We start from the raw sequence: 12,774 nt of genomic DNA on the forward strand, positions 1-12,774 counted from the left end.
CACGTCCACGCCTCCCGCGCCCCGACCCGGCGCTCACCTCAGCGGCGGTGGCACGGTGACCGGCGGCGGAGCTGCCACCGGGCGCCGCCGACGGGCCCGCAGCGCCAGGAGCAGCGCCACGGCCACCACCAGCGCCGCACCGAGCAGCGACAGCACCCAGGCCGGCGCGCCGCCCACGGTCAGCAGCTCGTCCCGGTAGTGCGTCGTCCGGTACGGGGTGTCCGCCGCGGCCGCACGCAGCTCATGGTCGCCGTCGATCAGCTCCGGCCGCGGGAACGACTGGTCGATCGCCGTGACGAACACCGGCTTCCCGCCCGTCAGCGCGCTCAGCGCCGGGTACGCGCCCTTCTCCTGCCCGGCATCGAACCGGTCCGCGTACGTCACCTCGGGCGGGCTTCCGCCGATCGTGCCGCGCGGCTCCATGCGGTGCGCCGCGAGCACGTACAGACCCAGGGACTGCGGCGTCGCGGCGAGCCGGGACAGGCGCATCGGGTAGACCAGCCGGTCGCTGGCGAAACGCAGCCGCAGCGGGTCGAGCGTGCCGCGCAACGGCACGCCGGACTCCCGGGGGGCCAGGCGCACGGCCACGTACTCCCACTTCTGTTCCACATAGGGGCGCAGTGCCGTCGCGAGCCGGTCCGGCAGTTCGAAGCCGTTCTCCGTCAGCCAGCCCTCCAGCGCGGCGGGGTCGGTCGCGGTCAGCCGCGCCACGTCGAACGGCCCGAGCCGCTCCCGGCCCACCACCTCGACCGGGGCGGCGGCCGAGGGAGAGGCGGCGCCGTCCCCGGACCTGTTGCCCGAACCGCCGAACGGCCAGTCCTTCGCACGTGGCCAGAAGTAGTGCCGCGTGGCGGTCACCGGGGCCGTCAGGGTGTGGAGCTCGGAGAAGAGCGAGGCGTCACCGAGCTCGACCGTGGCCCGGTGCGGCACGGGCATGATCCAGGCGGCCTCCGGGGCGTTCCCGCGCACGGTGAACCGCATCACGATCTGCTCGGTGCCGCCGTCCCACCCGACGACGGACGTCTCGCGGTCGACCAGCACCCGGCTGTCACGGTCCACGACCATGGCCCCGCAGCCGCACGCGTACGCCGGCGCGATCAGCGACCCCAGCTGCGCCGAGAACACCAGCATGAGCAGGGACAGCGCGCGCAGCGCCCACCCGCGCCGCCGTTGCCGTACCCCTTGATCTCTCCCCGTGCCCCGCATGTGCCGTGTCCTCCCCGTGGTCACCGATCAGGGGCTCAGACGCGCGGAGACCCCTGCCGGTTCCGGCCGTTCCGGCCTGTCGGCACCACCCGGACGGGCATTCTTTCGGACAGAAGCGGGGTGACAGTCAGGCGAAGAGGGGGTTGATTGTGTCTACCTCATAGGGCAATGCGAAGGTTTCACAGCATGCCGGACAGAAAATCGGCACCAAACGTTGGGAGGGTCGGCGCAACGTGGCGAACGCGGAGCACAGTGTGCGCACAGACGCGGTGACAGGAGCGAGGACCGGGGCTGCCCGTGCCGTGCTCTGGCTGGTTGTCGCCGCCTTGGCCGTGCGACAGATGGCGGTGGTGCTGCGGCAGCCGCCCGGCGAACGCCTCACCGACCTGGAGACCTGGACCGGTGAGAACGGTGTGCTCCATGTGACGGGTTCGCTGTACGACACCGACAGCTTCACCGGTACCCCCTTCGCCGGCCTGGTGCTCAAGCCACTGACCCGCATGGCCGAACAGAGCCTCGGTGTCGCCTGGACCTTCGGCTCGCTGCTGCTCGTCGCCGCGCTGGGCATCATCGCGGCCCGCGCCCTGCCCGCCCCCGTCAGCCGCCGTACGGCCCTGCTCGCCGCCCCCGTCGCCATCAGTCTGCTGATGCTCTCGCTGCCGGTGCGCAACGCCCTCCACCTGGGGCAGACCAGCATCCTGCCGGTCCTCCTGGTCCTCGTCGGCCTCTTCGCGGTCCGCGGTGAACGGGCCTCGGGCGTGCTGATCGGGATCGCGGCCGCGCTCCAGCCGACCGTGCTGCTCTTCGCCGTCCTGCTCTGGCTGACCGGGAGACGCACCGCCGCACTCACCGGTGGCGCGGCCTTCGCCGGCTGCACCGCGCTGGCCTGGGCCGCGATGCCGCACGACTCGTGGACGTACTGGGTGCACCACGTCGCGGGCGCCGGGCTCGGCGACCAGGCCGACAGCCTCGCCAACCAGTCGCTGCACGGTGCGCTGCTCCGCCTGGGTCTGGAGGGCCCCCTGGAGATCGCCCTCTTCCTGGTGCTGGCGGCGGCCGTCTGCATCCTCGGACTGCGCCGCGCCGCCCGGTACGCCCGCGACGGCCAGCTGCTGCTCGCCGCGGCCGTGACCGGCTGCGTGTCCGTCGCCGTGGCGCCCACCGCCTGGCAGCACCAGCTGCTGTGGGTGCTTCTCGCCGTGGTCGGCCGGGTCGGCAAACGGGCCTCGGACCGGCTGGTGTGGCCGACCGTCGTGATCCTGGTCGTGACGCTGCCGGGCAAGATGCTGCTGCCGAACATCGAGGCGATGTTCCCGGTCCGCGACAACGTGCTGCTGCTCGCCGCGCTCGCGGCCGCGTGCGTCACCCCGTTCCTGCCGCGCACCTCGCCGTACTGGCAGCAGCCGATCCCCACCGGCCACGCGACCCCGGTCGCCGCCCGCTGGAGCCGGGTGCCGCTGCTGCCGTTCTGGCGGCGGGTGCTGAGCCGGCCCAACCTGCTGCTGGAACTCCTGCTGATCAGGGTCGTCTACTCCGCCTACCAGCAGGTCAGGCTGGCCGCGACGGCCGGCCGCGCCACCGCCGAGCACCACGGCCGGCAGATCCACTCGATCGAACAGTGGCTGCACATCGACATCGAGCACTGGGTCAACCACTCGGTCGTCAGGATCGGCTGGCTCCGGGACTTCTTCGACTACTACTACTCGACGTTCCACTTCATCGTGCCCCTGGCCATCCTGGCCGTGCTGTACGTACGCCGCCCCGCGGACTACCGCTGGGTCCGCAGCTCCATCGGCTTCGCCACGCTGCTCGCCCTGGTCGGTTTCTGGCTCTACCCGCTCGCCCCGCCGCGGCTGATGCCGGGGCTCGGGTTCATCGACACGGTGCACGGGGTCCAGGACTTCGCGAAGCCCGACTACGGCACGCTGACCGGGGTGACCAACCAGTACGCGGCGATGCCCTCGCTGCACTTCGGCTGGTCCCTGTGGTGCGGGGTGGTGATCGTGATGCTCGCCCCGAAGATCTGGATGAAGGCGCTGGGGCTGCTGCATCCGCTGTTCACGGTCTCGGCGATCGTCGCGACGGGAAACCACTGGGTGCTCGACGCGGTGGGCGGGGCCGCGGTGGTGGCCCTCGGCTTCGGCCTCACGTACGCGCTCTCCGGCCCGCGCCGGCTGCGGGAGCCGGGGGACGGGGAGCCGCTGGACCCACCCCCGACGACGCTGTCGAAACCCGTCGGGCGCGTCACCGAGAGCGCCTGACGACGGGGCGGACCACGAAACGGCCGAAGGGGTGCCGGGCGGCAGAAGTCGCCCGGCACCCCTTCGGCATGTGGATCGTCGCCCACCCAGCATCCGCCCGTCCGGCGGCCCCCGCCACTCCAACGGGTCAGCGGGACGGCCCGAGCGCCCAGGCGGCGAACGACAGCGTGACCATCGACATGACGGTGGAAGCCACCACGCTGTTGCGGGCGAGGCCGGTGTCCAGGCCGTACTCACGGGCGTAGAGGTAGGCGTTCTGTGCCGTGGGCAGCGCGGAGCAGAGCACCACGGCCAGCACCTGGTGGTCCGGGAGGTGCAGCAGCGGGCCGGCGACGACGAAACCGACCAGGGGCTGGACCAGCGTCTTGAGCGCGACCGCCACGCCGACCTCCGCCCGGCCCGTGACCGGCCCCGCCACGCCGACCTCCGCCCGGCCCGTGACCGGCCCCGCCACGCCGACCTCCGCCCGCCCCGTGACCGGCCCCGCCACATCGCCTTCCGACCGCCCCGTCACCCGGCCGGTCCCGCCGGCCCGGCCGCCGTGCAGGGACAGGCCCAGCGTGATCAGCGCCGTCGGCACGGCCGCGGCGCCGAGCACGTCGCAGGAGTGGGTGACGGCTTCCGGCAGCCGCAGCCCCGTCGCGGAGACGGCCAGCCCGAGGATCGAGGCCATGATGACGGGATTGCGTACGGGCATGGTCAGCATCCGGCGCAGCCCACCGGGGGCCGACCCGCCGCGCCGCATACCCGAGTCGAGCAGGGTCAGGACCACGGGCGAGACCACCAGCACCTGGAACAGGATGACCTGCGCGACGAACGAGGCGTCGCCGAGCACGTGCACCGCGACCGGGATGCCCAGATTGGCGGAGTTGACGTAGCCGGACGCCATGCCGCTGACCGCCGCCCCGGCCCTCTCGTGGCCGAAGAAGCGCCGGCCCACCGCGTAGCCCAGCGCCGACACCAGCAGCGTGCCCGCGGCGAACGCCACCATCGACGGATGGGCGAAGGCGCCCGGTCGCGACGAGGACACCATGGTGAACAGCGCGGCGGGCATGGCCACATGGAAGACGAACCGGCCGAGCACCGACTCCGCCTGCTCCCCGAGGAGTCCGCCGCGGGCCGCCGCGTAACCGATGGCGGTCAAGATCCAGATGGGGGCGAAGCCGGAGAGGAGCGCATGCATGGCCGCCATGATCCCCGTACCCCTGTCCGACATGCGGACGGGGGTACGGGGAGCCTCAGGCCTTCGCCGTGCTCACCTGGAGCTGTTTGATGCCGTTGAGCCACGCCGACCGCAGCCGTCGCGGGTCGCTGACCAGGCGCAGGTCCGGCAGGACGTCCGCGATCGCGTTGAAGATCAGGTTGATCTCCATCACGGCCAGGGACTTGCCCAGGCAGAAGTGCGGGCCGCCGCCCCCGAAGCCGAGGTGCGGGTTCGGGTCGCGGGAGATGTCGAACCGTTCCGGGTTCTCGAAGACCTCGGGGTCGTTGTTGGCCGAGGAGTAGAACAGCCCGACCCGGTCGCCCTTCTTGATCTGCTGCCCGCCCAGTTCGAGGTCCTGGGTGGCGGTCCGCTGGAAGGAGACCACGGGGGTTGCCCAGCGGACGATCTCCTCGGCGGTGGTCTCCGGCCGCTCGCGCTTGTAGAGCTCCCACTGCTCGGGGTGGGTCAGGAAGGCGTGCATGCCGTGGCTGATGGCGTTGCGGGTGGTCTCGTTGCCGGCCACGGCGAGCAGGATCACGAAGAAGCCGAACTCGTCGGAGGAGAGGTTGCCCTCGCCCTCGGCGGCGACCAGCGTCGAGACGATGTCCTTGGCCGGGCACTCCTTGCGCGCCGCCGCCAGGTTCATCGAGTAGGAGACGATCTCCATCGCCGCCTCGGCGCCGATCTCCTCGGTGATCGCGTACTCCGGATCGTCGTACGCGGCCATCTTGTTGGACCAGTCGAAGATCCGCGCCCGGTCCTCCTGCGGTACGCCGATGAGCTCGGCGATGGCCTGGAGCGGCAGTTCCACGGCGATGTTGGTGACGAAGTCGAACGAGCCCTCGTCGTCGGCCCCGGCGAGGGCCGTCTCGACGATGGAGCGCGCCCGGTCGCGCAGCGTCTGCTCCAGGGACCTGATGGCGCGGGGGGTGAAGCCGCGCTGGACGATCTGGCGGACCCGGGTGTGTTCGGGCGGGTCCATGTTCAGCATGATCAGCTTCTGGACGTCGATCTGGTCCCGGCTGATCGACTCGTTGAAGCGGATCACGGCGGTGTTCGTGTTCGACGAGAACAGTTCGGGATGGGTCGAGACGTACTTGACGTCCGCGTGCCGGGTGACGACCCAGTAGCCCGCGTCGTCGAAGCCGGAGATTCCGGTGGGCTGGGTGCACCACCAGACCGGAGCCGTCTCCCGCATGAGGGTGAACTCCGGGTGCGGCACCCGGGCGTGGAGCAGGTCGGGATCGGTGAAGTCGAACCCTTCGGGCAGATGGGGGCAGGGCATCGGCAGCTCCAGGTCAAGAACTCCAGGTCGGTCCGAGAGCCGCCGGAACGCGTCTGACGACCCATCAGAAGTTGCCCGCAAGGTAGTAACGAGTTCTACAACTGACAAGGGGCATGGCCGGATCTGTTGCGTGAAGGGGCGGAGAACCGGACAGTCTGCGGCGGGCGTTGGCGGCGAAGGTCGGCCAAGGTGCGTGCACGGCCCTTGCGTACCGGGGGTAAGCCTCATAAGACTGCTAGCAGAACTAGAACGCGTACTAGTTCCTTCCGTGGGCGCCGGGACGCCTCTGCGGAAGTGCGAGGAGAGGACGAGCTCATGGCCGCGGAACCCGTCATCGTCGAAGCCGTACGCACCCCCATCGGCAAGCGTGGAGGCGCGCTCGCCAATCTGCACCCGGCCTACCTGCTGGGTGAGACCTACCGTGAACTTCTCGGCCGGACCGGCATCCACGCCGACTGCGTCGAACAGATCGTCGGCGGCACCGTCACCCACGCCGGCGAGCAGTCCATGAACCCCGCGCGCAACGCCTGGCTCACCGTGGGACTTCCGTACGAGACCGCCGCGACGACCGTGGACTGCCAGTGCGGCTCCTCGCAGCAGGCCTCCCACATGGTCGCCAACATGGTCGCGGCCGGGGTGATCGACGTCGGCATCAGCTGCGGCGTCGAGGCGATGTCGCGCGTGCCGCTGGGCAGCGGCTCCAAGCACGGGCCGGGCAAGCCGTGGCCCGACGAGTGGAACGTCGACCTGCCCAACCAGTTCGAGGCCGCCGAACGCATCGCCCGCAGGCGCGGCCTCACCCGGGAGAACGTCGACTCGCTCGGCCTCCTCTCGCAGGAGCGGGCGGCGGTCGCCTGGGCCGAGGAGCGCTACAAACGGGAGACGTACGCGGTCCAGGTGCCCACCACCGAGGCCGAACAGGCCGCAGGCCAGGGCATGTGGCGGCTCGTCGACCGTGACGAGGGGCTGCGCGACACCACGATGGAGGGGCTCGCCCGGCTCAAACCCGTGATGCCCACCGCCGTCCACACCGCGGGCAACGCCTCCCAGATATCCGACGGCGCCTGCGCGATCATGTGGGCGTCCAAGCGGATGGCGCGTGCCCTCAAGCTGAAGCCGCGGGCCCGGATCGTCGCCCAGGCGCTCGTCGGCTCCGACCCGCACTTCCACCTCGACGGCCCCGTCGACGCGACCCGCGCGGTGCTCGGCAAGGCCGGGATGTCGCTCAAGGACATCGACATCGTGGAGATCAACGAGGCCTTCGCGTCCGTCGTGCTGAGCTGGGCCCAGGTCTTCGACCAGGACCTGTCGAAGGTCAACGTCAACGGCGGGGCGATCGCCCTCGGCCACCCGGTCGGCGCCACCGGGGCCCGGCTGATCACCACGGCCCTGCACGAACTGGAGCGCAGCGACAAGGAGTTCGCACTGATCACCATGTGTGCGGGTGGCGCGCTGGCGACCGGCACGATCATCCAGCGCCTGTAGAGGCCCGCCCGTGGGGCGGGGGCTGCGACGGCAACCCCCGCCCCACCAGGGCTGCGGTGGCAGCTCCCGCCAACCGGGGCTCAGGCGGCAGCCCCCACCCCCCCGGTCACTCCGTCAGCGACCAGCCGCTGAAGTCCGCCCTCCCGCGCCGTCCGGACCCGCCGTTCGCCGCCGTCATGAAGAACCCCACGTCCTGGACGGCCGCCGCGCCCGGCACCGTCGCCGCGCCGAGCGTCCGCCAGGTGACGCCGCCGTCCGTCGAGCAGGAGCCCGTGTACGCGGTGCCGGCCCGCGTCAGCCGCAGCAGCACCGGCCCCGTGACGCCCGGCACCGAGTCCCGCTTCTCCAGGGTGCCGTCACCGTTGGCGTCGTACGACACCACGACTCCGTTGGCCGGGGTCAGGGCCAGGTTCAGGAAGCCCCGGGACCCGGCCGTCCCCATCGCGTTGCGGACGACGATCCCGGCCCGCGCCCAGTTGCCGGTGTTCTCCTGGGAGTCCACGCGCACGGTCGCGCACCCGCCGTCCTGGAAGGCCGCCGCCCGGTACACCGCGCCGAACTCGGCCGTCGACCCCCACAGATCGCGCCCCGCCCCGTCGATGGCGAAGCGGTCGGCGAGCCGGCCGAACGACGCGTCGTTCGCGTCGTGCGTCAGCCAGTCCGCGCCGAGCGGCCCCGCCACGTAGATCCGGCCCCGCGTCACCGCCGTGACCGGCCGCTCCCCCCGGGGCCCGTACTCCGTCCGCAGCTCGAACGGATGCGACTCCAGCGGCTCCTTCGGCGCGGCGGGCGGGGCGGTGACCCGCCAGCTCGCCCCGGTGCTGCCGCCCGGCGCCACCCCGTCCTGCTCGACCGGCCCCCGCGCCTCGATGGCCAGGCCGGGCACGGTGAGGGAGAAGCGGACGGGCCCCGTCGCCCGCAGCCCGTTGACGTTGCGGAAACCGGCCTCGACGACGGCCGAGCCGCCCGGCCCCACGGCGAGGCGGTCCGCCCCGACGGTGACCGTGCCCTGGTACGGCGCGGCGGAGAGCGTCTCGTACACCCGGCGCGCGGTGCGGTGCACGGCGCTCGCACTCAGCTCCCGCAGCGGGTAGGCCTTGCGCTCGCGGGTCCACGGCTCCTCGACGGCGTACCAGTCGAAGGCCTTCGGTGCCCGGTCGTGGGCGAGCGCGTCCGCCATCTCGTCCAGATAGCCCTGCCACTGCGGCAGATGGAAGTCGCCGGTCAGCCCCTGCCAGTCACGGTTGGCGTAGTTGGCCAGTCTTCCCGGGTCGGCGGCCGGGCGGTCCCCCCAGGTGGTGATCAACGTGCGTGCGCTGTGCTCCAGTTGGGCGGACTCGGCGGGCGAGGACGCAAACCGCCGTGCCTCGTCCAGCCATGGGCCGAGCATGAACGCCCGGTGCCCGCCGGTCATTTCCTCGCTCAGCCGCATCAGCTTCAGCCACAGCGCGGACAGCGTGGCGAACGCGTCCCGGTCCCCGCGGTCGTAGGCGTCGCGCAGCTGCGGAAGCAACTGCCGGGAGCGGTTGGCGAGTGCCTGGCGGGCGAGGTCGGTCAGGTCGAAGCGGTACGCCTCCGAGCGGCGCAGCGGCTCCCGCACCCCGAGCAGCCCGGCGAAGGCGAGATCGAAGCCCGCCGAGTCGAACGACAGCTGGGTGGTGCCCCAGTACGTGGCGTTGACCGCCGACAGGTCGGGACGGGCGGCGAACAACGAGTCGTGCGGGCGGCCGTCGCTGCTCTGCACGTCGTACGCGGTGTCCCGCAGCGCCGCGAAGGCCGCGGTGGCCCGGCAGTCCCGGCCGCCGTAGCGGAACCGCGCGTAGCGCGCGAACCAGGCGGCCCGGTCGACGGTCTCCTCGCGCCAGGCCAGCTCGGTGAACAGCTCGAAGGCGGCCGGATCACGGTCGGTGGCCTCCGGCAGATAGGCGGTGCCGGTCAGCGCGCTCCCCGCCTTGTCGCGCCAGGCCGGGAACTTGCGCGTCCAGGCCGGGGCCATCGCGCCGAGGGTGGTCCGGCCGCCGAAGTTCGGGATCGCGCCGAAGGCGTACGGGGTGTTCCCCCACTCCTTCTCGCGGTCCGTGGACTCGTCCAGCTCGGAGCGGCCGTCCACGATCAGGACGTGCGTCTTGTCCAGCGCGTCCAGCAGTTCCCGCCGCGGATTGCCGGTCCAGCCCATGATCACCCAGGTGGCACCGGGGTGGGCGGTCTGCAGCGCGCGTTCGATGCCGCGCGCCGCATCGGAGATGTCCACCCCGCCCGCGTTGCCGCCCTCGTGCAGGATGTCCATCTTGTACGAGGGCGCGTCGTCGAACAGCGACCGCTGATGCCGGTAGAAGGACGCGGCGACCCGGGCGAAGGTGTCGGTGCGCGGGTCCAGCCAGTCCGGGCGCCGGAATCCCGACCAGAGGCCCTGCGGGACGACCAGCGCGCCGGAGTTGCGGTCGCTGAACCCTTCCGGGACCGTGCCGAAGTACCCGGGCAGCACCGGGGCCATGCCGAGCTCGCGCAGCCGGTCGGCGACCCGGCGGCCCAGCGCGGCCCGGCGGGCGATGAGTTCCGGGCTGACGGGGCCGCCGTACCCGCTCATGTTCTGCAGCAGCCACCACGGCTGATGGGTCGGAGCCGGGATCCAGGCCCTGGCCTCCGCGTCGCTGTAGCCGAACTCCTGCAGCCACCGGTGGTACACGGCCTCCTGCCCCGTGGTCAGGAACACCTCGTTGCAGCCGTGCAGGGCCAGCACGTCGAGCGTCCGCTCCCAGCGGGCCCAGTCGGCGTACGGGGCGGTGTACCCGTCGTACGTGTCGTTGCCGGCGAACCGGTGGGGGACCGTCGCCCCGCGCTCCAGCGGCCGGCCGGGCGCCGGCAGCACGGCCGGCAGGTCGAGTTGGCTGCCCGCCCAGGAGATCACCGCGTCGCACACGTACTTCAGGTACCAGTGCACACCGGTCAGGATCACCGCCGGACTGGTCCCGGCGACCTCGACTCGCCCCCGCGACCCACCGACCCGGAAGCGCTCGCCGCCGTCCGCCGGATCGAGGAGGGTGAGCCGGAACTGCTCGGCGTGCCCGCCCAGCAGGCGCCCGAGCGCCGCCCGCGCGGCCGCCGTTCCCGCCGTCCTGCGCGTCGGCCCCGCCACCGCGGGGAGCTGCGTGCCGAGGGCGGCGTACGCGCCCACCGCTCCGGCCGAGGTCAGTAGTGTACGTCTCGACAGCTGCGTCACGAGCACTCCTTGGTCGTCGCCACGGATGGTGCGTCAGAGGTGAACCGGATTCTGCGGTGCGCACGTTAATAGCGGGACGCAGGCGCGACAACGGGTCCCCGACATCTTTCGGACAGGCCACCGGATGGCGCAGCGGCCGGCCGCACCGAGGAGGGTTGGCCCCCGGACCGATGGTGCTCTCAAGTGCACCCCCGGCCGGGGGCGCACGCCGATGGTGGGGCCGTACCGCTCCACATAGCGTCATGTTCATGGAAAACGACGCGAGCAACTCCGCCCCGACGCACCGCACACGACGCCTTCTGGCTGCCGCCACCGTGGTGGTCCTCGCCGCACTGAGCACCGTGCCGGCCGCGGCGGACGCCCGGCGGGGCCCCGCGCCCCGGGCCGAGGTGCGGCAGCCGGACGGCAGGAGCGCCGGCCGCGGCGCCCTCCTCGCGGTGACGCCCGTCGCCACCCTCGGCCGGGGTGATGTCACCCACTTCCTGGCCACGGCGGGCATGGACACGGGCACCGTCAGGCACGGCGTCCGGGCCTACCGCCTCACCTACCGCACCGTCACCCCGCAGGGCGCGCCCACCACCGCCACCGGTCTCTTCGTGCTCCCGGTGGGCGGCGCCCACCGGCTGGACCTCGTCTCCGACACCCACGGCACGATGGTCCACCGGGACTACGCGCCCTCCGTCGGCGAGGACTTCGGCCGCTACGCCCCGTACCTGCACGCCTCCGCCGGACGGGCCGTCGCCGCCCCGGACTACCTGGGCCTGGGCCAGGGGCCCGGATTCCACCCGTACATGGACACCGCCTCCTCCGTCAGCGCGTCCCTCGACATGCTCCGCGCCTCCCGCACGGCCGCACAGCGCCTGGGCCGCCCGCTGACCGGCGACGTCTACGCGAGCGGCTTCTCGCAGGGCGGCCAGGTCGCCATGGCGCTGGGCAGAGCACTGGAGAACGGGGCCGACCGGCACTTCACCCTGCGGGCGCTGGCGCCGGTCTCCGGCCCGTACGACATCGAGCACGCCGAGATGCCCGGACTCTTCGACGGCCGGATCAACGACACCAGCGGCATCTTCTACATGACGTACTTCCTCACCGCGCAGAACCGGATCCACCCGCTCTACAAGGACCCCTCCGAGGCGTTCCGCGAGCCGTACGCGGACGTCGTCGAGGGGCTCTTCGACACGAACCACTCCGAGGAGGAGATCTTCTCGGTCCTGCCCGCCACCCTGAAGGACCTGCTCACCGACGCGTACTACGAGAAGGTCCAGCACCCCACCGGAGCGCTCCTGGCCGCGGTCCGCGCGCAGGACGGCACCTGCGCCTGGAAGCCGGACGTGCCGGTGCGCCTCTACTCCGCGGCGGGCGACACCGATGTGCCCATGGCCAACGCCCGCGACTGTGCGGCCGATCTGGCCCGGCACGGGACGAGGGCGCAGGTGGTCGACCAGGGCGGGGTCGACCACAACGGCACCTACCTGAAGTCGGGTCCGCAGATCGTGCGCTGGTTCGACGCGCAGGCCGCGCGCGGCTGAGGGAGAAACGCCGAGGGCCCTTCACCGCACACACGCGGTGAAGGGCCCTCGGCGTTACCGGCTCCGGTCCGGGTGGACTCAGTACCAGCTGTTGGCCTGCCAGAACGACCAGGCGCCACAGGGGCTGCCGTAGCGGGAGTTCATGTAGTCCATGCCCCACTTGATCTGGGTGCCGGGGTTGGTCTGCCAGTCGGAGCCGGCGGACGCCATCTTCGAGCCCGGCAGCGCCTGGACCAGGCCGTAGGCACCGGAGGAGGCGTTGGTCGCGCTCGGGTTCCAGCCGCTCTCGTGGCTCACGATGTTGCTGAAGCACTGGAACTGCGCGTCGTCACCGATCATCTGCTTCGCCGTGTCCTGCGCACTCGCGGCAGCGGACGTCGGCGCGGCGGAGGTGGCCGCCATGGCCGGGGAGACGCCCAGGGCCACACCGGAGGCACCCAGCAGCACTGCTGCACCGGCGACGGCGGACTTGCGACGGGCGAGGATGTTACGGGCGAACGACACAGGGAACCTAACGTCGGGTACGGGGGAGTCGCGTGCTCCGGCCCGAATCCTGCGTGGACCGTTGCGCGTTGACCGCTGTC

At 72.1% G+C, this 12,774-nt stretch carries 8 protein-coding genes; 3 read left to right on the plus strand and 5 right to left on the minus strand.

From position 1 onward, the window contains the following. Nucleotides 1-33: 33 nt before the first annotated feature. Nucleotides 34-1,131, minus strand: coding sequence for a DUF2330 domain-containing protein (locus tag ACFYPA_RS12580; protein WP_359081663.1), 1,098 nt, complete (start codon nt 1,129-1,131; stop codon nt 34-36). Nucleotides 1,132-1,460: 329 nt separating this feature from the next. Between ACFYPA_RS12580 and ACFYPA_RS12585 the strand changes: the two genes are divergently transcribed. Continuing rightward, on the plus strand, nt 1,461-3,467 hold the full coding sequence (locus ACFYPA_RS12585; protein WP_389131455.1) for a bifunctional glycosyltransferase 87/phosphatase PAP2 family protein: 2,007 nt from the start codon (nt 1,461-1,463) through the stop codon (nt 3,465-3,467). 127 nt (nt 3,468-3,594) lie between these two features. On the opposite strand, the gene ACFYPA_RS12590 is transcribed toward ACFYPA_RS12585, so the two are convergent. Further along, nucleotides 3,595-4,683 carry an AEC family transporter gene (locus tag ACFYPA_RS12590; RefSeq protein ID WP_359081404.1) on the minus strand — a complete coding sequence of 363 codons (1,089 nt, stop codon included), beginning with the start codon at nt 4,681-4,683 and terminating at the stop codon, nt 3,595-3,597. 22 nt (nt 4,684-4,705) lie between these two features. After that, entirely contained in the window at nt 4,706-5,956 is a 1,251-nt protein-coding gene (locus ACFYPA_RS12595; RefSeq protein ID WP_359081402.1) for a cytochrome P450, read from the minus strand. Between the two features lie 315 nt (nt 5,957-6,271). Here ACFYPA_RS12595 and ACFYPA_RS12600 point away from each other — a divergent pair, with 315 nt between their 5' ends. After that, nucleotides 6,272-7,441, plus strand: coding sequence for a steroid 3-ketoacyl-CoA thiolase (locus ACFYPA_RS12600; protein ID WP_359081400.1), 1,170 nt, complete (start codon nt 6,272-6,274; stop codon nt 7,439-7,441). 106 nt (nt 7,442-7,547) lie between these two features. On the opposite strand, the gene ACFYPA_RS12605 is transcribed toward ACFYPA_RS12600, so the two are convergent. Then, nucleotides 7,548-10,661 (minus strand): alpha-N-acetylglucosaminidase, encoded by a 3,114-nt coding sequence (locus ACFYPA_RS12605; RefSeq protein WP_389131459.1) that lies wholly within the window; start codon nt 10,659-10,661, stop codon nt 7,548-7,550. 242 nt (nt 10,662-10,903) lie between these two features. On the opposite strand from ACFYPA_RS12605, the gene ACFYPA_RS12610 reads away from it, so the two are divergent. Beyond that, the gene (locus ACFYPA_RS12610) at nt 10,904-12,190 is read left to right on the plus strand and encodes an alpha/beta hydrolase (RefSeq protein ID WP_359081396.1); all 1,287 of its coding nucleotides are present in this window, start codon (nt 10,904-10,906) and stop codon (nt 12,188-12,190) included. 78 nt (nt 12,191-12,268) lie between these two features. Here ACFYPA_RS12610 and ACFYPA_RS12615 read toward each other — a convergent pair whose 3' ends face one another. Further along, nucleotides 12,269-12,694 (minus strand): transglycosylase SLT domain-containing protein, encoded by a 426-nt coding sequence (locus ACFYPA_RS12615; RefSeq protein ID WP_359081395.1) that lies wholly within the window; start codon nt 12,692-12,694, stop codon nt 12,269-12,271. Between the last annotated feature and the right edge of the window lie 80 nt (nt 12,695-12,774).

The sequence above is a fragment of the Streptomyces sp. NPDC005775 genome, assembly GCF_042871565.1.
GTDB lineage: Bacteria > Actinomycetota > Actinomycetes > Streptomycetales > Streptomycetaceae > Streptomyces.

Coding starts and splice junctions, on each gene's coding strand:
- ACFYPA_RS12610 (WP_359081396.1), top strand. CDS start 10,904: ATGTTCATGGAAAACGACGCGAGCAACTCCGCCCCGACGCACCGCACA.
- ACFYPA_RS12580 (WP_359081663.1), bottom strand. CDS start 1,131: ATGCTGGTGTTCTCGGCGCAGCTGGGGTCGCTGATCGCGCCGGCGTAC.
- ACFYPA_RS12590 (WP_359081404.1), bottom strand. CDS start 4,683: ATGTCGGACAGGGGTACGGGGATCATGGCGGCCATGCATGCGCTCCTC.
- ACFYPA_RS12600 (WP_359081400.1), top strand. CDS start 6,272: ATGGCCGCGGAACCCGTCATCGTCGAAGCCGTACGCACCCCCATCGGC.
- ACFYPA_RS12595 (WP_359081402.1), bottom strand. CDS start 5,956: ATGCCCTGCCCCCATCTGCCCGAAGGGTTCGACTTCACCGATCCCGAC.